Origin of the sequence: Chryseobacterium sp. POE27 (genome assembly GCF_039727685.1) — a bacterium.
GTDB lineage: Bacteria > Bacteroidota > Bacteroidia > Flavobacteriales > Weeksellaceae > Chryseobacterium.
The window spans coordinates 3,986,722-4,005,825 of sequence record NZ_CP152475.1; the positions used below are offsets into that span (position 1 = coordinate 3,986,722).

Consider the following 19,104-nt stretch of genomic DNA (forward strand, 5'->3'; position numbering starts at 1 on the left):
TTGAAAAAGGCGCTACTTAAAACAAGTGGCGCCTTTTGGCTATTTGTTACCTTGACTAGGCGATTGGGTAAAAAAATGTAAAGTAAAATCTATATAGTTACCAAATTTTATTTCAAAAATAGGGTAAATCTCTTTTCGTTGATGGCTTAAATAATACTAAAAGCAGATAGTCTTTTAAAAATTGGCAATACGGACTAATTGTTCAATATTGATTAAACGAATTTTACGTCCTTCAATTTTGATTAGTTTTTCCTGCTTGAAATCATTGAGAATACGGGCTAATGTTTCTCTTGCAGTTCCCACCATATTGGCTAGATCAATTCGGGATAGCGTGATAAAAACATTTTCCTTGGACTCGTTAGATGTATATTTATCATGAAGGATCAATAAGCTGAGAGCGGCCCGTTCTCTAACGGTTCGATGTGATAATACAGCCATGAGGTTGGCCATGACACTAAACTCGTGACTAAGGGACTTTAGTAATAGTCTTGAAAAAACTGATGACTGATCAAGGATGTGTAAGAAATCCTCTTTTGAAATAAATGAGATTACAGAATTTTCAAGGGTTAATGTGGTATCTCCATAAGTCTCATTACTTAAAATAGCAGAATATCCGAAAAATTCCCCCCGAACTGTAAATGTAAATAATTTGCTATCTGCCATCATTATCTACCTTGTACTTCTTTATTTTACCTTCATTTAAATAGTAAATACCGGTGGGTTTTGTACCGTCTGTAAATATAGCTTCATGATTACGGTGGTTTTGTGAGATTTTATAAGTGGTCAGAATTGATCACTTTATTTTTTAAGAATATTTTCTCAAAATGTCGTATCAATAAACAAAGTTTCATAAATTTACAATGCATGAGTTTAATGTAACAAATTATGAAAATAGGATATGCCCGGGTTTCAACCAAAGATCAAAATTTGGATTTTCAAATTGAAGCTTTAGAAAAAGCAGGTTGTGAGAAAATTTATCAAGAGAAAATTTCGGGTGCAACAAAAAATCGTCCTGAGCTTGATAGAATGATTGAACAGTTTAGGGAAGGTGATGAACTGTATGTTTGGAGACTAGACCGGTTAGGAAGAAGTTTGAAAAACATTATTGATCTTGTCTTAAGTTTGAGTGGTAAAGGAATTATAATAAAAGGTCTTGTGGATGGTGTAGATACTTCAACTATTAATGGGCGGCTATTTTTAAATTTAATGGCTTCCCTAGCTGAATATGAAAGAGAGTTGATAAGAGAGAGAACTAATGCTGGTTTGCAATCTGCAAGAGCAAGAGGTAGATTAGGCGGAAGACCGAAGGGGTACACTGCAGAAACAATTTCGAAGCTATTACTTTTACGTAATATATATAAGGATGTCACGAAACGTCCGGAAGATATTTATAAGCCTATGGGATTGACTCGAGCAACATTTTATCGGTATGCTAAAATTTTGGATAATCATACGGACGAAGAGATAAAAAATATGGGCCTTAAAAAGTAAAAAAGTTCGCCAATCCTAAAATAAATCGAACCATATGACAACTGTTTTTAACTAATTTTCAATTAATTAAAACAATATTTTATATTTGTACCATAATGGCTTTGCGAATATTATATAATTATGGATTGACACAATGCGTAAAGCCAAACGTTAGCAGAAATCGCATGAAATCTCGAAGCATAACAATAGTATTAATATTTTTATTATGTTTTTTCAGCTGCAAAAAAAGCTGAGAAACTAAATTCTAAGGATAAAGATGAATATCAATTTGTTATTAATTCAAAAAGAATTTTAAACAATGAGAATCTTCCCAAATTGATTTCAAAACTCGAAAGCACTGAATTACAAACCGAAAATGAGACGAAAAAAATTGATGGAGTTATCTTCGATTTTTTACAATCTTATGATCCTTCTTTTTCGATTGCAAATCCAAATGAAAAATGGAATGCAACAGATGTAATTGCAGATAAAACATTACCGAGAAGAAAGTTACTATATTTTGGAAATGGAAAAAATATTGCGATATTAAATTATAATTTGGGAGGAATTGGAATGTCTACTAAAATTCTAATATTTGAGTTTGACAGCGAAAAAGTAACTGATTTTTGGTGTGGAAGTGTTTTGGTTAATTTAAAAACAAAAGAACAAACGATTGAATATTTAAAAGAAAATATTGACAAAGAATGGGGATTAAATACAAATATTCTTGCATTCTAAAAGGAAATTGCGACTTCTGCTAACATTGGTAACCGTTGCACAACTCCTATTTTAAAAATCATTAATAAATATGACCTCTTTAGAAGCGATTTTAGAGAGGTTTTTGCTTTTTTTGGCGGGTAAGTTTTTTTAGGATTTTGAGGGTCTTAATTCAGGGATATGAAGGTCGTATTTTGTAGTTTTGGAAAAAGCCAAGACTTTACTTTTGGAAGGTCTTGAATTTGAGCTTTGCTTTTTACTTTTCGGGCAGAAAATTTGAGTAGTTTCTTTAAATTATAAGATAATGCCGCCATCAAAACATGCTTGTTGGCAGATTTTATGCCGCGAGCATTGATGCGTTTCATCGAATGATGATTGATAGCGTGCCCAAAACAGGCTCCACCGTAGAACTCCGGCGTTTGGTGAGGTATCTTGTGTAGTTTTTATCTCTGTTCAGCTTTTCGTGCATGGCATCGTAAAGTGGTTTGTGAATGCTGTCGTCAAGCTTTTTAAATTTCGTAACTTTCCCACAACAACCCTCTCTAAGTGGGCATTTCCCACAATCTTTTTCACTGCTTCGGTAGACTTTTTTTGTGTAGCCTTTAGAATCGATCGCTTCTTTTTTGAATGGTAAAAAAGCTTTGTTGCCTCCTTCTTTTGTGCATTCATAGCGGTTTTCTGCTTGGTTGAAAACAAAACCCTCACGATGAGATTTGTACTGTCCAAAATTGGGGATATAAGCATTAATACCGCGCTTTTGACAATAGCTTAAACTTTCTCCACTGCTGTAACCCGCATCGGCTAAAATTTCATCGGGTTGTAAATGGTTTTCTTTAAAATTGGCTAAAGTCTGATCCATAATTTTATTAAAAATTGCTGAATCTTTACTCCCAGAAGTACTTCCGCAAGCTCCTGTAATTACGTGATGAGCATCGTCTACTGAAACTTGTCCCGAATAATTCAAATGTCTGGCTTTCCCAGGTTTTACAGAGATTTTTGCATCGGGATCTGTGGGAGAATAATGCATATGGTTTGATAAATAATATCAACCTGGAAAATTTTAATTAATTAAATCCCTCAAAATTCGTTTTAAATCTTTAGAGCAATTAAAAATAATGCTGGTTTAGGATGCATTTTAATATTAACTTTACAGACATATTAAGATGGATAAAAGTTTTATAAAATAATACAATACTTTCCTATCAGGTAGAATTAAACCCATTCAATTAGGTATGAATATTAAAAAAAGGAAATTTGTATTATGAGATTAAAATGCAATAGTAACAGTTTAATTTATATCAGCCAAAAAGTAATTTTAGGTATTAAAAGACCTAATTCTCTTGAAGGAGCAAAAGTCTTAGGTAAGCCCGTTTTAATCAATGGATGCAATATTGCTTTTTTAAGTCACAATAATGATGGGCAGGTGACTTTTTTCATGCAAAATGGGTTTGAAATATCGATTAATACATTTTACGCAGAAGCTGAGCAGATTCTAAATAGTGCTATGCAAGGCAAGGAAGACGAAATCAATTAGAATTTAATATTGTACCAATTAAGCTAATTATAATATATAATAAATCTCAAAAAACGATTATTAAAATAACTTAACAAAGACCATAAAATGGCGCCAACTGTCTTCAGTAGGCGCCATTTGGCTGTTTGTGCCTCGACGAGCGTATCTTCAAACACTTTTATTGATGATTTGGTTCGATTAAGCCAAATTAAACAAGAATTACAAAGTTCATTTTTCATAAGTAACCACAATTTTCTTACAATGTAATGATACAAATTTCATAATTTTAAATTCAAAATTTATTCAGAATTCAATAGTAATTTTGCAAAATGAAAATCCTAATAATAGAAGACGAGATTGATTTGTCAAAAAGTATTGCTGAATATCTTTCGGAAGAAAACTATTTATGTGAATTTGCAACGACATATGTTCAGGCATTAGAAAAAATCAATACGTATCAGTATGATTGCATCATTTTGGATATCATGCTTCCTGACGGAAATGGCCTTCATATTCTGGAAGAACTGAAAAGGCAGGATAAACAAGAGGGGGTGATAATCGTATCGGCAAAAAATGCCGTTGATGACCGTGTGAATGGTCTGCAATTAGGTGCTGATGATTATCTAACGAAACCATTCCATCTTTCTGAATTGATGGCAAGAGTTTTTTCAATTATTCGAAGGAAGCAATTTGATAATTCCAATACCATAAATAATAACGAATTACAAATTGATTTGCTGTCAAAGACTGTTACTATAAATGATCAGCCAATTATGTTAACTAAAAAAGAATTTGATCTCTTGATTTATTTTATCGGGAATAAAAATAAGGTAATCTCTAAAAGTACATTAGCAGAACATTTGTCCGGTGATTTTGCTGATATGCTGGATAATCACGATTTTGTTTATGCCCACGTGAAAAATCTTAAAAAGAAACTTTACGATGCTGGTTGTGACCATTATTTGAAAACGGTCTATGGAACAGGCTATAAATGGGAAAGCTAAAAAAAACATTTACAATGAAACCTCTTTTAAGTAAAACGACCAAACCATTCGTTCTATTTTTATTGATTGTTCTTACGATCAGTATTCCTGTTTATTATTATGTAATTGATGTAATATGGCAGGATGAGTTGGATGAGCATAATGAAATCGTTGCTGAAAAAACAGCACATGAACTTAATCGATTAAATATTTCTGCTGAAGATTTACAAAATAATATTGCACTGTGGAACCAGATTCAGCCAGGTACCAATATTGAAAAAATTACTTCTCAAAAACTTCCAAAAGATTCAATTTTCACAGAAGAAAAATATAAACCGTTTTCTGCGGACCCTACGATAGAACGCTACAGGTCTTTGAGAAAAGTTGTTTTCATAAGAAATTCACCTTATCTTTTTACCATTGAGACGAATATTGAAGAAACGGAAAGCACCATAATGATCATAAGCTTTATTACATTCTTTTTCTTTACTCTAATTGTTATTGGTCTTGTTATTCTGAACAGAAGGCTTTCCAAAGTTATTTGGGCACCTTTTAATGATACTCTTAATCAGTTAAAAAAATTCAATCTTAATAATCAAAACAAGATCAATTTTATAAAAACAGATACAAAAGAGTTTGAAGAGCTCAATGAGTCATTAGGCAGGTTGATTGATCATAGTGTTTCTGTATTTAAAGGCCAGAAAGAATTTACAGAGAATGCATCTCACGAGTTACAGACGCCATTAGCCATCATAAAAAACAAGTTAGATGTATTATTGCAAAGCAAAGATTTAACGGATCAACATTATGAGATTGTTGAGGAAATAAATATGGCCTTAACCAGAAGCTCAAGAATAAATAAAAATCTTTTATTGTTGGCTAAAATCGAAAATAGTCAGTTTGATATTGTCGAAATTAATATTGATGAACAAGTAAATCAGAGTATCAATAATCTTGAAGAACACATTTATCAAAAAAATATAAACCTTTCTACTAATATTCAGGAAAATGTAAAATCTCGTGGTAATATATCTTTAACCGATGTATTGATTAATAATCTTGTGATTAATGCGATCAGACATACTGATATCGGAGGAAATATTAAAATAGATCTATCAAAAGAATATTTCAGCATATCGAATTCCGGATCCGAAGGATTAAACCCTGATTTAATATTTAAACGCTTTTCAAGATTTTCTAATGATAGTAACGGCAGTGGACTTGGACTTGCAATTATCCGTGAGATATGTCGATTTCAGAATTGGGAAATCTCCTATACTTTTGAAAATAATCATCATACTTTTTCTGTCAAATTATAAAGTTCTAAATTTCTTCTAAATTCTAAAGTTTCTTTGTAATCATAATACGATGCCTAATCAAAGTATATCGTTGGTGTCTTGATTTTTACAATTTTAAACTTTATAATATGAGAAAATTTATTTCAATTGCGGCAACTTTTGTCACCTCGGTTGCGGCCGAAGCGCAGGAAGTTTCGTCGACGAAGAACGATACGATGTCTTATGTGAAGTCAAAACGTATGAGCGACGCAGATTTGGCGAAGAAAAAAGAAGGAACTTTTGTAACGGGGATTCCGGATATTTCTTCAGATCCGGTCACAGGGTTTGGTTTTGGAGTACGAAGCAATTTTATTTGGAATGGTAAGAGAGATAATGAATTATTTGCCTACACTCCTTATCTGATGAAGCTTAAAGCCAATGCTGCCTATTACACCTCGAATGCGAGAGAATTGGCATTATCACTTGATGTACCTTATTATCAAGGGACACGTTGGCGTTTTAAAGTAGATTTTAAAGCTCAGCAAAATCCTGCAAATCTTTACTTCGGTCTTAAAGAGAAAACGTTGGGCAACATCAGCCTTCCATCCAATGAAAATGTAACTTTTTCAACGTACAAGGATTTCGACAAAGCCAGAAAAACGTTACGTCCCGGAACTGCAGGGGAAGCACAGTATGCCACAGACGCTCTTTCAAACCGTTTTCGTGAAACTGAATTTATGCTTAATCTAAAGGCTGATTATGCTTTAGGAAACGGAAAATGGAGATTAATGGGAGGCTATGAAATTCAGCATTTAAATTATGCCACTTTTGAAGGAACAGAAGCAGAGGCAATCGACCCAGTAACTGGTGGAGAAATAAAAGCTCCTAACGGAACATCACTTTTAAGGCGTGATTTTGAACAGGGAAATATTTCAGGAGTTGATGGTGGATGGGTTTCAATTATCCAAAGTGCTCTAATTTATGATACAAGAGATTTTGAGCCGGATCCTTCAAGAGGTGCTTATTTTGAAATAGCTAATGAATATTCAGGTAAGGCGATAGGTTCACAATTTAATTTTGATAAATTATTGATTCAAGGACGTTATTATCAAAAATTACCATTTGGTCCCCGAACTGTTTTGGCAGGTCGTGTGGGAGTTGGAAATGTTTTTGGTAAAAACGCACCATTTTTCGAATATCAGGATCAATGGAGTCCAGAAGGTAGTATCAACGCAATGGGAGGAAAAGCTTCTCTAAGAGGATACAGAGCAAACCGTTTTCTTGCAAGATCAATGTGGTTCGCCAATTTCGAATTAAGAGCAAGAGTTGCTGAAACCAATTTATGGAAACAGCATTTATCATTTACAGTCGCACCTTTCTTTGATATGGGAACAGTACGTGACCGTTGGCAAGACCTTAATTTTCAAAAAATTAAATACTCGTATGGAGCGGGACTTCGAATTGGTTGGAATCAATCAACCATTTTGTATTTTGATTACGGTAAATCGAAGGAAGACGGATTATTTTTCTTCGGAATCGGTCAGAATTTCTAGTATAAAATACGTTCTTAATTTTCAAAAAGTTAGAGTTCAATTTAGAAAATTCAAAATTTCTTCAAAATTGGACTCTAATATTGCTGTCTATAATTTAACTTATGGCAGCTCTAAAAATATCTAATTTAGTAAAAAAAGCTATTCTCAGGACGGTTTTCAGTACTTTTCAGTACATTAAGTTTATATCTTTTACTATCATTTCTGATCAGAATAATTCTTCTAATTTGGTCTGCAAAGGATATAGATTTTAATTTTTTATATCTTTTAAGGGCATTTTTCACAGGATTTCTTTTTGATATTACGATTGGGACTTTATTCCTCGTTTTGTATTCAGTTTATCTTTTTATTTTTCCAAAGCGATGGATAGGATCTGTTTTCGATAAATCTTTTACTTATTTTTATCTGACTTTAATTTTTATCATTATTTATTTTAGTCTTTTGGCAGAAATTCCTTTTTGGGATGAGTTTGGTGTAAGATTCAATTTCATTGCAGTTGATTACCTGATTTACACGTATGAAGTGGTGGAGAACATTAATCAGTCTTATCCATTGCCGGTTATTGCATTGGTATTAGTAGGATTAATTGTCTCAACGATTTTTATTTTTAAAAAATTAAACGTTTTCAAAAATACTTTTTCAGATAAAATTTCTGTTTCAAGTCGTAGTAAGTACATACTTCCTTTTGTCATCATTTCAACTGGATTAGGATTTATAATGAAAAATAAACAGGCAGATTTCAGCAATAATTTAGTTGTGAATGAACTTGGAAAAAATGGAGCATTTTCATTCGTTTCAGCATATCAATCAAATGAATTGGATTATGAAATTTTTTACCCGAAACTTTCGGACAAAGAATCGTACTCTGTTGTGAAGAAAAGTCTTTTGCAGGAAAATCAAAGTTATACTTCAACAAAATTTGATGATATTTCCCGAGCAACAAAAGGTAGTAAGGAACAAAGTCCGAATATTATTTTAATTGCAATCGAAAGCTTTAGTGCCGATTTTTTGAGCGAATTCGGAAATAAAGATAATCTGACGCCGAATTATGAAAAACTGGCGAACGAAAGTATCTTTTTTACGAATCTTTACGCAACTGGAACAAGAACCGTACGTGGAATGGAAGCATTAACATTATCAGTGCCGCCAACTCCTGGAAACAGTATTGTGAGAAGACCTAATAATGACAATTTATTTTCAGTTGCTTCCATTGTAAAATCTAAAAATTATCAGTCTTACTTTATTTATGGCGGAGACGGATATTTTGATAATATGAATAATTTCTTTGGCGGACAAGGCTTCGATATTGTTGATAGAGACAGAGGAAATCCATTGTCTGATAACATTAAAACCCAAAGATTCAAGATAGAAGATAAAGAAGTGAGTTTTGAAAATGCTTGGGGAATTTGCGATGAAGATTTGTACCGACAATCGATAAAATATGCTGATAAAAGTACAGCAGAACACAAACCGTTTTTCCAATTTGTCATGACGACTTCCAATCATAAACCATACACTTTTCCTGCAGGAAAAATTGACCTTCCGCAAGGAGAAAGAAACGGTGCCGTGAAATATACAGATTATGCTTTAGGAAAATTTATCAATGACGCAAAATCAAAGCCTTGGTTTAAAAATACAGTCTTCGTAATTGTTGCAGACCATTGTGCAAGCAGTGCAGGGAAATGGGAAATTAATATTGCAAAACACCACATTCCGGCAATTATTTACAACTTAAATCAGCCTAGTCAAAAGATTGAAAGACTGACATCTCAGATTGATATTATGCCAACATTATTTGGTTATTTAGGTTGGAATTACAACACAAGCTTGTACGGAAAAGACATTAATCAAACTAAAGCTGGAGACGAAAGAGCTTTTATCGGAAATTACAGAACTTTAGGAATGCTGAAAGGCAATGTTTTTACTCAGATCGATGACCGCAAAAGAGTAAAACAGTTTACAGTTTCAGGAGAAGATAAATCTTTGTCTGAAGTCAAATCAAAGAATAATTCTCAGGTTTCCGAAACAATATCCTATTATCAAACGGCAAGCGAAAGATTTAAGAATGGAAACATGAAAGTAGATAAGAATTAAAACCAATTAATTATTTGTAATCTATAATACAGTTATTTAATAAGATGAATACAATTTTGGGATCTATCAAACAATTTGATCTGGAACTTTTTTTTGCCATAAATAATGTACATAATGCCTTTTTTGATGTCATCATGTTTTGGGCGAGTGACAAATTATTTTGGATTCCTTTTTATGCCGTCTTATTATTTTTTGTAATAAAGGTGTACAGAAAATTCAGTATTTACATTCTATTAGCTATTGCGCTTACAATAACGATGTCTGATCAAATTGCATCGGGAATTATCAAGAAAACCTTTAAAAGACTAAGACCTTCTCACGAACCAGATTTGATTTCGCTAATTCATTTAAGTAAAGCAGGTCCTGGCGGAATGTATGGTTTTGTTTCTTCACACAGTGCGAATGCCTTTGCATTGATCACATTTTTGTATTTTTTACTTCCCAAAAAATACAGTTGGCTTAAAGCAGTTCTTTTATTATGGGCATTATTGGTTTCTTACAGCCGAATATACAATGGGGTACATTATCCTTCGGATGTTGTCGGGGGAGCTGGTGTGGGAATTTTTTCAGGATGCATCGTTTGGATTTTATTTAAAACGATACTTACAAAAACGAAGTCTGCCCCTATAAATAGTTAAATGATCAAATCATAAAAAGTATGAGGAAAGAAAGATTGATTTTTTATCAATCTTTTTTTATTCAGAATTTCTACAGAATCAGGTTTCATCTTTACCAAATAATTGGTAGAATATGAATACTTTACAAAGATATTTCGCTCGGACTTTTTTGATTTTGATGATTTTAATGAGCTGTTTAAAACTTGATGCACAGTCAAAAAATACTCTACCATATTTTCTTGCAACAGCAGAGACAAATAGTCCGGTTTTGAATGATTATAACAATCAAATTTTTTCAAACCGAATTGACAGTTTAAAATTAAAAGCAACGTACGGTTTTATTCTTACAGGAGAAGGAACAGCAGGATATTCACCAAATATAAAAGGTTGGGGATATGACAGCTCATTAACAAACGGACAATCTCTTTTTGCAGGCGTTCGTGTTGCGAAAGAATTTATCAGTCGAAATAATCTGAACACCCGATTGGCAGGAATTAATGCAAGTATTTCTCAGGTTTTAGCACAAAAAAATATAAGCCTTCAGACACTTAGAAAACAAATTACCGACCAGTATATTGCAACATATGCAAGTCAGCAACAATATGATTTAAGCAAAGAAATTATTCATTTGCTGAATCAGGAAGATATTGTATTAAAAAAAGCTGACACAAGCTTCGGTTTTTAAGCAAACTGATTATCTGACCTTTAAGGTAACACTTCAACAAAACGAGTTGACCTTAGAACAACAAAAAGCTGATTGGCAGAACAATTACTCTTTATTAAAATACTTATCGGGAATTGTTGATGACACTTTCGAACCTGTTGAAGCTCCTGAATTTAAAGAAGCGCTTACTCCAGCTTCTTTTGACGAAAGTATTTATGAAAATGTTTTTAAAGCTGATAGTTTGAAACTTTCCAATGATGCTAAAATCATCCAGTACAATTACAAACCTAAGATTACAGCTTTTTCAGATGGTGGCTATCAGTCTTCATTTACAAGTACTCCATATAAAAACTTCGGAATGAGTTTCGGAGTTGGTGTTACCATTCCTATTTATGATGGTCATCAGAAAAAAATGCTATTGCAACAAAATCAGTTATCGTTACAAACCCGAAAAAAATATTTTGAACAAACCCAAAGACAATACCAACAGCAGATTATTCAGATTAATAATCAGATGGAACAATATGATAAATTAATAAACACTGCTAATCAGCAAATTATTTATTCTAAAACATTAGTAGAAGCCAATGCCAAACAGCTTCCGACAGGCGATGTGAGAATGGTTGATTTTATCTTATCAATCAATAACTTATTAAGTCTCAAAGGAAACATCATCCAGTATAACACGACACTATTCAATCTGAAAAACCAGTTACAATATCTAATTATTCAATAATTATGAAAAATATAATTACTCTCATCATAGTATCTATCCTTGTTTTCAGTTGTAATAAAACAAGCGAAACTGTTCCTACTGATACAACTGCAGCAGCTGCAAAACCTAAAACGTTGGTTAGCGTTACATATCCATCTGATACAGCTCAACTGAATAATACAATTACGCTGAATGCAACGGCAACTTATTTACTTAAATCAGATGTGAAAGCCAATTCCACAGGTTATATTACAAAAATGACCGTCAAGTTGGCAGATCACGTTGGCAAGGGTTCGGTACTTTTCCGATTGCAGACCAAAGAAGCAAGAGCATTGGGAAATACCATTAATAAACTGGACAAATCTTTTCGTTTCAACGGAACAACAACAGTTACCAGTCCGGCAAACGGATATGTTGCTGCGCTCAATCATCAAATCGGAGATTATGTACAGGACGGAGAAGTTTTAGCAACCATTACCGATGCAAGTAGTTTTGGTTTTGTAGTCGATGTCCCTTATGAATATCTTCAAATCATTAAAAGCAAAGGTTCTTTACCGATAACTTTGCCCGACAATACAATTTTGCAGGGAAGAATCGCAAAGGTAATGCCTTCTGTTGATGCGATTTCTCAAACCGTAAAAGTGTTATTACAAGTTTCCAGTAACAATATTCCTGAGAATTTAATTGGTACCGTTAGCTTTTCCAAAACTTCCGCTTACGGACTCTCAGTTCCTAAAATGGCAGTAGTTAGTGACGAAACGCAATCTTCTTTTTGGGTAATGAAATTAATTAATGATACGACAGCCGTAAAAACAGACATTACAAAAGGAGTCGAAACCGATAAATATATTCAAATTAAATCGGGAAATCTAACAACGAAAGACAGAGTAATTGTATCAGGAAACTTTGGATTGAGTGATACTGCAACTGTGAAAATACAAAAAACCTTAATCCGATGAAATGAGCCAATGGAATCTCGTCGAATGATAACAGAATTTACTTTGGCGAATTCCATCTGATAATTTTAAAAAAATATATAACTACAGATGAAAAAGTCTTTTTTTGTAACCTACAGAAGTCCTTTGCTGGTATTGATTTTCCTGATTTTAGCAGGAGGAATTTATTCTTACACTAAAATTCAGTCGGCTTTATTTCCGCAAATTACTTTTCCGAAAATAAAAATTATTTCAGATGCAGGTCAACAACCTGTGAATCAAATGACGATTGGAGTGACCAAAGTTTTGGAAGATGCGGTGAAAAGAGTACCGGATTTGCAGGTTTTGAAAAGTACAACGAGCCGTGGAAGCTGCGAAATTTCCGCTTTTATGGATTGGAATGTAGATGTTGATTTATCCAAACAGCAGATAGAAAGCAGTATTAATCAGGTTAGAAATCAATTACCGCCTGACGTTAATATCTCTGTTGAGAAAATGAATCCGTCGATTCTACCGGTAATGGGATACTCGTTGAATTCCAGTTCAAAAGATCCTATTGAATTAAAACAATTGGCACTTTATACCATCAAGCCTTTTCTTTCGCAAGTTCCAGGAGTAAGTGAAGTCAGAATTATTGGCGGACAGGACAAGGAATTTCGTGTTGTGATGAATCAGGCAATGATGGCGAGATTGGGAATTGCCCCCTCTTCTGTGGAACAGGCGATTAAAAATACCAACTTCATTAAATCGAATGGATATTCTTCTGATTTCCGATATTTATATTTAACACTTACTGATGCTCAAATTCGCAATGAAAGTCAGTTGAAAAATCTGGTTGTAAGCAACAACGCAAACCGAATTGTTTTGTTGGGTGATATTGCTCAAATCAATGTTCATAATGCCAAACAATATATTAAAGTTAATGCCAACGGACAGGAAAGTATTCTGATTGCTATCATACAACAACCAAATGCCAATGTTGTGGATTTAAGTATAGCAATGGAAGCTAAAATTGCTGAATTGCAGAAAACTTTACCGAAAGATTTGGTTTTAAAACCGTATTACGTTCAGGCGGATTTTGTAAATGATTCCATCAAAAGTGTTACCGATGCTTTATGGATCGGATTGGTTTTGGCGATTATCGTTGCCATTATTTTTCTCCGTTCCTGGAAAGCGAGTGCGGTTATTTTGATCACGATCCCGATCACCTTAAGTCTTACAATGTTGGTTCTTTATACGATGGGACAGACCTTCAATATTATGACTTTGGGAGCAATTGCAGCTGCGATAGGATTAATCATTGATGACGCAATTGTTGTCGTGGAACAAATCCATAGAACTCACGAAGAACATCCTGAAAAATCTTCCAAAACTTTAGTGCAAAAAGCAATTAATTATTTATTAAAAGCAATGGTTGGTTCGTCGCTTAGTACAATTGTGATTTTCTTGCCATTTATGTTGATGAGTGGAGTTGCAGGAGCTTATTTTAAGGTAATGACAGATACAATGATTATAACGTTGATCTGTTCATTCTTTGCAACCTGGATCTTATTACCCATCGTTTATTTACTTTTATCGTCAGGCAAGAAAAAAGAAAATAATCTTCAGCATCACGATGTGAAAGAAAGAAAATGGGTGGGGTTTTTCATTAGGAAACCATTATTCAGTTATGCATTTATTTTAATATTAATTGTTTTAACAGCGGTTATTCTTCCTAATATCAGTACAGGATTTTTACCGGATATGGATGAAGGAAGTATTGTTTTGGATTACAATTCACCCCCGGGAACTTCACTGGAAGAAACCGACAGAGAATTAAAAGAAGTTGAAAAAATTATCACTTCAACACCGGAAGTTCAGGCTTACAGCAGAAGAACGGGAACGCAAATGGGATTTTTTATTACAGAACCCAATCGGGGAGATTATTTAATTCAATTAAAGAAAAACAGAAGTAAAACCACGAATGAAGTGACCGATGAAATACGTGCAAAAATTGATGCTTCAGGTTTACCGTTGACTGTAGATTTCGGACAGGTAATTACAGATATGTTAGGTGATTTGATGAGCAGTGTTCAGCCGATTGAAATCAAAGTTTTTGGGACAGACCAAAAGGTGATTGAAGATTATTCTCAAAAGATTGCAGGAATTGTAGAAAAAGTAAACGGTACAGCCGATGTTTTCGACGGAATTGTAATTGCAGGTCCATCAATGGTTGTCACTCCGAAACTGCCTGTTTTAGCACAGTATAATATTTCATTACCAGATTTTCAGAATCAGCTGCAGGCCAATCTGGATGGAAATGTTGCAGGAAATATTTTTGATCAGGTTCAGTATACACCGATAAGATTATTATACAATGAAAAAAGCAACCAGTCTTTAAGTGATATCAACAACAGTATGATTGCTCTGCCCAATGGAACTTTAAAACCGCTGAGCGAATTTGCGACAGTAAGCGTTGTTACCGGTACAGCTGAGGTAAACAGGGAAGATCTACAGACTTTAGGAATTGTAACGGCAAGATTGGATAACGGAAATCTAGGCGGAACGATTCAGGAAATTCAGAAACAGATTGATCAGAAAATAAAACTACCAAGCGGATATTCTGTGGTTTATGGCGGTGCTTATGCGGAACAACAGCAGTCTTTTAAAGAATTGCTCATCATTTTGGTGGTTTCCAGCTTATTGGTGTTTTCTGTGATGTTGTTTTTATTCCGGAATGTTTTGGTGGCTTTAATCATTTTATTTGTATCTATTTTAGGACTTTCGGGAGGAATTTTATTATTGTTTCTAACGAATACACCCCTGAATGTCGGAAGCTACACAGGACTCATTATGATGGTCGGAATCATCGGCGAAAATGCCATTTTCACTTATCTGCAATTTCATGAAAGTTTAGCAACGAAAACAAAAGAACAGGCGGTAATTTATGCTATCAGTACAAGACTTCGACCCAAATTAATGACCGCTTTAGGAGCTATCATTGCGTTAATGCCTTTAGCATTGGGAATCGGAACAGGAGCGCAAATGCATCAACCTTTAGCGATTGCGGTTATTGGTGGATTCATTGTGGCTTTACCACTTTTATTGATCGTATTGCCAACACTATTAAGTAAAATCAAATTTAATCAAGATGAAATAAACAATTAATGATTTGTTAAAATTGGCAATGAAATAATTCAGAATTTCTACAAAGTCGGATTTCATTTTTACAGAAATTTTTTTACAAGCTAAAAAGTATTTAAAATCTGTAATCAAAAATAATTATGAATACGATTGTCATCAAAAATTATTCACGACTGAAACTTTCTATATTCCTTGTGCCACTAGCTCTTTTGATTTTAATTGTTGGATTTCTATATAGCAAAAATGCATTATCTGTTAAAGGATACATTCAGGCTCAGAAGGAATGTTTTTATAATTTGAATTCAAGATTAGGTCAGTTTCCGAATCTGGAATATAATCTTACTCAGTTTGGAGATGCGCTTATTTTCTCATCATTTTTAGCTTTGATATTTATTTCAGCACCAAAAATGTGGGAAGCATTGCTATCTGCTTCACTTTTATCTTGTTTATTTTCAAGTTCATTGAAGAAAATATTTGCAGTTCCAAGACCGGCGGGAGCTTTTGATAACAACAGTTTTGTGATTGTAGGAAAAACATTGGCAGGTCATAACAGTATTCCTTCGGGACATTCGATTACGATTTTTACATCGCTTACGATTGTATTATTTGCATTTTTTCCCAAGAAAATAATGTATAAAATTTTATGGATTTTTGCCATACTGTTTGTCGGTTTCATTCTTATTTTGACGAGGGTTGGAGTAGGAGCACATTATCCGCTGGATACTATTATTGGCGGAATTATTGGATTTGTTTCCGGACTTGTCGGAATTTTTATATGCCGAAAATATAAAATCTGGAGTTGGATTGGGAATAAAAAATATTATCCAATTTTTATTCTGTTATTTTCTGGTTGCTGCATTTCATTAATCAACAGAATAATTAATGAAAATTTGATTATTTTTTATTTAGCATTCGTTAGCTTAGTGGTTTCATTATATAAAATTGTTACGGTATATGTTAAAAAATAATATAAAACTGATTCATTTTGTTTTATTGATAAGTTTACTAAATTTTCTGTTTTTTCATTTTCCATTTTTCAGTTTTGTTTTTGAAAACGTTGATTATAAAAGTATTAGCGGTATTTTTCTTATCATTAGTTTAATAATTTTAATGTTAGTTGCCAATGCTTTTGCTTTCTATCTGTTTTATTTTTTGTCACGTTATGTAGGAAAATTTTTATTGGTTATTACTTTTATCATTAGTTCAATCGCAGTATATTTTATCAATACATATAGCGTTATTATTGATGAAAGTATGATTGGAAATGTTCTGAATACAAATTATTCTGAATCAAGCACTTTTTTTTCCTTTAAACTAGTATTATATGTTCTTTTATTGGGAATTCTTCCAAGCATCTATATCATTAAAGCTAAAGTTACCACTGTTCCACTGAAGAAATTTTTCATTACAATTTCTCTTACACTTTTATTTATGCTGACGATGGTTTTCGTAAATGCAAGCAATTGGCTTTGGATTGATAAAAACTCAAAAACACTAGGCGGATTGGCAATGCCTTGGTCTTATTCGGTGAATATTTCACTGTTTTACATTCATAAAAGTCAGAAAAATCAAAAGGAAATTTTACTGCCAAATGCAACTATAAAAGACAATAAAAAATCGGTTGTTGTTTTGGTAATTGGAGAGTCTGTTAGAAGGGCGAACTTTTCTCTTTATGGATATAAAAAAAGATACCAATCCATTGCTTTCGAAAATTCCGAATGTCCATCATTTCAATGCGAATTCTAATGCAACTTATACAACTGCAGGTGTGAAAAGTATCTTGGAATATAAAGATACAGGCGACTTGTATGAGATTTTACCTAATTATTTAGACCGAAATAATGTTGAAGTTATCTGGAGAACCACAAACTGGGGAGAACCTCCTGTTCACATAAAAAATTATCAGGACAGAGCTTTTTTAGTACCAAAATGTAAAGGCGAAGGCTGTAGTTATGATGAAGTTCTTCTGACTGATTTGAACGGGCAGATTTTAGCAAGCAAAAAGAATAAAATACTGATTGTCCTTCACACAAGCACCAGCCACGGACCAACTTACAGTAAGAAATATCCTTTACAATTTGAAAAATTCAAACCGGTTTGTAATAGCGTGGAATTGGGAAAATGTTCTCAAACCGAATTGATGAACGCTTATGACAACACGATTGTTTACACTGATTATATTTTATCCAAAGTCATTGAGGATTTGAAACAACTGAAAGATTATAACAGTGCAATGATTTTCGTTTCCGACCACGGTGAATCTTTGGGCGAAAAAAATCTTTATATGCACGGATTGCCGCTGAGTATGGCGCCAAAAGAACAGTACGAAATTCCATTTATCGTTTGGTCTTCCGATGATTCAAAACAATTGAAACCGAATAAAACATTGTCTCAGCATAATGTTTTCCACAGCGTTTTGAATTTTCTAAATGTACAAAGTCCGATTTATGATGAGAATATGAATATTTTTAAGTAGCAGATAATTAGATAATAATCACTTCCACAATTAAAAACCATCAATTTTATACAAATTGATGGTTTAATTTTTCATTTCTTTATAGAATTCAGATTCTATACAGTTTTTCCATAAATATTTGTGGGTGATAATTAATTTTTAAAAAAATAATAGATCCCTACTTCAAAATGGAAAAATCTTTTTTATTGCTCTCTTTCTTATTCTTCCTAAATATTTCCGGTCAAACATCGAAGGACGACATTTTAGGAAAATGGATGGCGACAGACAAAAGTGTAGCCGTTCATATTTATCGTGAAGGGATTTCTTTTAAAGCAAAAGTGATTTGGTTTGATGAAAGATTGGGAAGTGGAACTCCGATGAACACACGTGTTGATTCTCACAATCCAAATCCAAAATTACGGGGTACTAAAGTTATCGGAATGGATATTTTGGAAGGATTGAATTATAATTCCCAAAAGCAACAATGGGAAAATGGAAAGATTTACGATGCTTCAAGCGGAAAAACCTGGGACGCTTTTGCCGAAATTAATGATGAAGGACAAATGTATGTTCGAGGCTATTGGAAATGGAAATATCTGGGTAGATCTCTTTACTTCACAAGAATTAAAGAGAAATAACACTGAAATCCAAATTCAGAATTAATTCAAAATTAGGTTTTTATTTTGTCGCTATAAATTAAAATTTATGAAACCATTTTTTTTCAATGATACCAATCTAAAACCTTTATTAGCGGGTATTTTTACTGTATGCCTGATTACTTTCGTTTTACTCAGCTTATATGTCATGGTAGAACCTCCCCAATATCTGGATATTCACATTTCAAAGGAGATACAAGAAAACCAAAATATATATATCAATAATGTTATGATAGGGATCAGTTCTTTAGGAAGAACAACAGTTTCTGTTATTATAGTAATATTTTTCTCATCTTTTTTTGGCTTTGAAGAAACATAAAAAGGAAGCTCTTCTA

At 33.2% G+C, this 19,104-nt stretch carries 17 protein-coding genes and 1 pseudogene; 16 read left to right on the top strand and 2 right to left on the bottom strand.

The features are described 5' to 3' along the window. Nucleotides 1–174: 174 nt before the first annotated feature. Complete coding sequence (locus AAHI02_RS19220) at nt 175–666, bottom strand: Crp/Fnr family transcriptional regulator (protein ID WP_346984593.1); 492 nt, start codon at nt 664–666, stop codon at nt 175–177. A gap of 219 nt (nt 667–885) precedes the next feature. Between AAHI02_RS19220 and AAHI02_RS19225 the strand changes: the two genes are divergently transcribed. Both AAHI02_RS19225 and AAHI02_RS19230 read left to right on the top strand, forming a co-directional pair. Continuing rightward, entirely contained in the window at nt 886–1,491 is a 606-nt protein-coding gene (locus tag AAHI02_RS19225) for a recombinase family protein (protein ID WP_322924734.1), read from the top strand. A 315-nt stretch (nt 1,492–1,806) separates the two neighbouring features. Further along, a complete protein-coding gene (locus tag AAHI02_RS19230) occupies nt 1,807–2,208 on the top strand; it encodes a hypothetical protein (RefSeq protein WP_346984594.1) in 402 nt (133 codons plus the stop codon). Nucleotides 2,209–2,548: 340 nt separating this feature from the next. Here AAHI02_RS19230 and AAHI02_RS19235 read toward each other — a convergent pair whose 3' ends face one another. After that, nucleotides 2,549–3,214, bottom strand: coding sequence for a transposase (locus tag AAHI02_RS19235; RefSeq protein WP_322924740.1), 666 nt, complete (start codon nt 3,212–3,214; stop codon nt 2,549–2,551). 234 nt (nt 3,215–3,448) lie between these two features. Here AAHI02_RS19235 and AAHI02_RS19240 point away from each other — a divergent pair, with 234 nt between their 5' ends. From AAHI02_RS19240 to AAHI02_RS19305, 14 genes and pseudogenes are all read left to right on the top strand, one after another. Beyond that, complete coding sequence (locus AAHI02_RS19240; RefSeq protein ID WP_322924742.1) at nt 3,449–3,721, top strand: hypothetical protein; 273 nt, start codon at nt 3,449–3,451, stop codon at nt 3,719–3,721. Nucleotides 3,722–4,029: 308 nt separating this feature from the next. Further along, nucleotides 4,030–4,704 carry a response regulator transcription factor gene (locus AAHI02_RS19245; RefSeq protein WP_322924744.1) on the top strand — a complete coding sequence of 225 codons (675 nt, stop codon included), beginning with the start codon at nt 4,030–4,032 and terminating at the stop codon, nt 4,702–4,704. 14 nt (nt 4,705–4,718) lie between these two features. Beyond that, on the top strand, nt 4,719–6,002 hold the full coding sequence (locus tag AAHI02_RS19250; protein WP_322924746.1) for a HAMP domain-containing sensor histidine kinase: 1,284 nt from the start codon (nt 4,719–4,721) through the stop codon (nt 6,000–6,002). 107 nt (nt 6,003–6,109) lie between these two features. Next, nucleotides 6,110–7,513: a BamA/TamA family outer membrane protein gene (locus tag AAHI02_RS19255; protein WP_322924748.1), complete on the top strand. Its 1,404-nt coding sequence runs from the start codon at nt 6,110–6,112 to the stop codon at nt 7,511–7,513. Between the two features lie 438 nt (nt 7,514–7,951). Next, nucleotides 7,952–9,604: an LTA synthase family protein gene (locus AAHI02_RS19260; protein ID WP_322924750.1), complete on the top strand. Its 1,653-nt coding sequence runs from the start codon at nt 7,952–7,954 to the stop codon at nt 9,602–9,604. A 44-nt stretch (nt 9,605–9,648) separates the two neighbouring features. Further along, complete coding sequence (locus AAHI02_RS19265) at nt 9,649–10,242, top strand: phosphatase PAP2 family protein (protein WP_322924752.1); 594 nt, start codon at nt 9,649–9,651, stop codon at nt 10,240–10,242. A gap of 166 nt (nt 10,243–10,408) precedes the next feature. Continuing rightward, the gene (locus tag AAHI02_RS19270) at nt 10,409–10,906 is read left to right on the top strand and encodes a hypothetical protein (protein WP_346984595.1); all 498 of its coding nucleotides are present in this window, start codon (nt 10,409–10,411) and stop codon (nt 10,904–10,906) included. A 46-nt stretch (nt 10,907–10,952) separates the two neighbouring features. Beyond that, nucleotides 10,953–11,621, top strand: a complete 669-nt coding sequence (locus AAHI02_RS19275; protein WP_346984596.1) for a TolC family protein — start codon at nt 10,953–10,955, stop codon at nt 11,619–11,621. A gap of 2 nt (nt 11,622–11,623) precedes the next feature. Then, nucleotides 11,624–12,559, top strand: a complete 936-nt coding sequence (locus AAHI02_RS19280; RefSeq protein WP_346984597.1) for an efflux RND transporter periplasmic adaptor subunit — start codon at nt 11,624–11,626, stop codon at nt 12,557–12,559. An 87-nt stretch (nt 12,560–12,646) separates the two neighbouring features. Beyond that, nucleotides 12,647–15,682, top strand: a complete 3,036-nt coding sequence (locus AAHI02_RS19285) for an efflux RND transporter permease subunit (protein WP_322924760.1) — start codon at nt 12,647–12,649, stop codon at nt 15,680–15,682. Nucleotides 15,683–15,798: 116 nt separating this feature from the next. After that, nucleotides 15,799–16,626, top strand: a complete 828-nt coding sequence (locus AAHI02_RS19290; RefSeq protein WP_322924762.1) for a phosphatase PAP2 family protein — start codon at nt 15,799–15,801, stop codon at nt 16,624–16,626. Beyond that, nucleotides 16,613–18,134: pseudogene (gene eptA / locus AAHI02_RS19295) on the top strand (phosphoethanolamine--lipid A transferase EptA). Before AAHI02_RS19290 ends, eptA begins: the two are co-directional and overlap by 14 nt. Nucleotides 18,135–18,301: 167 nt before the next feature. Further along, on the top strand, nt 18,302–18,751 hold the full coding sequence (locus AAHI02_RS19300) for a DUF2147 domain-containing protein (protein WP_322924767.1): 450 nt from the start codon (nt 18,302–18,304) through the stop codon (nt 18,749–18,751). Nucleotides 18,752–18,818: 67 nt separating this feature from the next. Beyond that, nucleotides 18,819–19,088 carry a hypothetical protein gene (locus tag AAHI02_RS19305; protein WP_346984598.1) on the top strand — a complete coding sequence of 90 codons (270 nt, stop codon included), beginning with the start codon at nt 18,819–18,821 and terminating at the stop codon, nt 19,086–19,088. The last annotated feature ends 16 nt before the right edge of the window (nt 19,089–19,104 follow it).

What these genes read in the sequence shown, in the direction of transcription:
- AAHI02_RS19305 (WP_346984598.1), top strand. Translation starts at nt 18,819, where the DNA reads ATGAAACCATTTTTTTTCAATGATACCAATCTAAAACCTTTATTAGCG.
- AAHI02_RS19220 (WP_346984593.1), bottom strand. Translation starts at nt 666, where the DNA reads ATGATGGCAGATAGCAAATTATTTACATTTACAGTTCGGGGGGAATTT.
- AAHI02_RS19255 (WP_322924748.1), top strand. Translation starts at nt 6,110, where the DNA reads ATGAGAAAATTTATTTCAATTGCGGCAACTTTTGTCACCTCGGTTGCG.
- AAHI02_RS19245 (WP_322924744.1), top strand. Translation starts at nt 4,030, where the DNA reads ATGAAAATCCTAATAATAGAAGACGAGATTGATTTGTCAAAAAGTATT.
- AAHI02_RS19290 (WP_322924762.1), top strand. Translation starts at nt 15,799, where the DNA reads ATGAATACGATTGTCATCAAAAATTATTCACGACTGAAACTTTCTATA.
- AAHI02_RS19300 (WP_322924767.1), top strand. Translation starts at nt 18,302, where the DNA reads ATGGAAAAATCTTTTTTATTGCTCTCTTTCTTATTCTTCCTAAATATT.
- AAHI02_RS19270 (WP_346984595.1), top strand. Translation starts at nt 10,409, where the DNA reads ATGAGCTGTTTAAAACTTGATGCACAGTCAAAAAATACTCTACCATAT.
- AAHI02_RS19250 (WP_322924746.1), top strand. Translation starts at nt 4,719, where the DNA reads ATGAAACCTCTTTTAAGTAAAACGACCAAACCATTCGTTCTATTTTTA.
- AAHI02_RS19240 (WP_322924742.1), top strand. Translation starts at nt 3,449, where the DNA reads ATGAGATTAAAATGCAATAGTAACAGTTTAATTTATATCAGCCAAAAA.
- AAHI02_RS19235 (WP_322924740.1), bottom strand. Translation starts at nt 3,214, where the DNA reads ATGCATTATTCTCCCACAGATCCCGATGCAAAAATCTCTGTAAAACCT.
- AAHI02_RS19265 (WP_322924752.1), top strand. Translation starts at nt 9,649, where the DNA reads ATGAATACAATTTTGGGATCTATCAAACAATTTGATCTGGAACTTTTT.
- AAHI02_RS19285 (WP_322924760.1), top strand. Translation starts at nt 12,647, where the DNA reads ATGAAAAAGTCTTTTTTTGTAACCTACAGAAGTCCTTTGCTGGTATTG.
- AAHI02_RS19280 (WP_346984597.1), top strand. Translation starts at nt 11,624, where the DNA reads ATGAAAAATATAATTACTCTCATCATAGTATCTATCCTTGTTTTCAGT.
- AAHI02_RS19225 (WP_322924734.1), top strand. Translation starts at nt 886, where the DNA reads ATGAAAATAGGATATGCCCGGGTTTCAACCAAAGATCAAAATTTGGAT.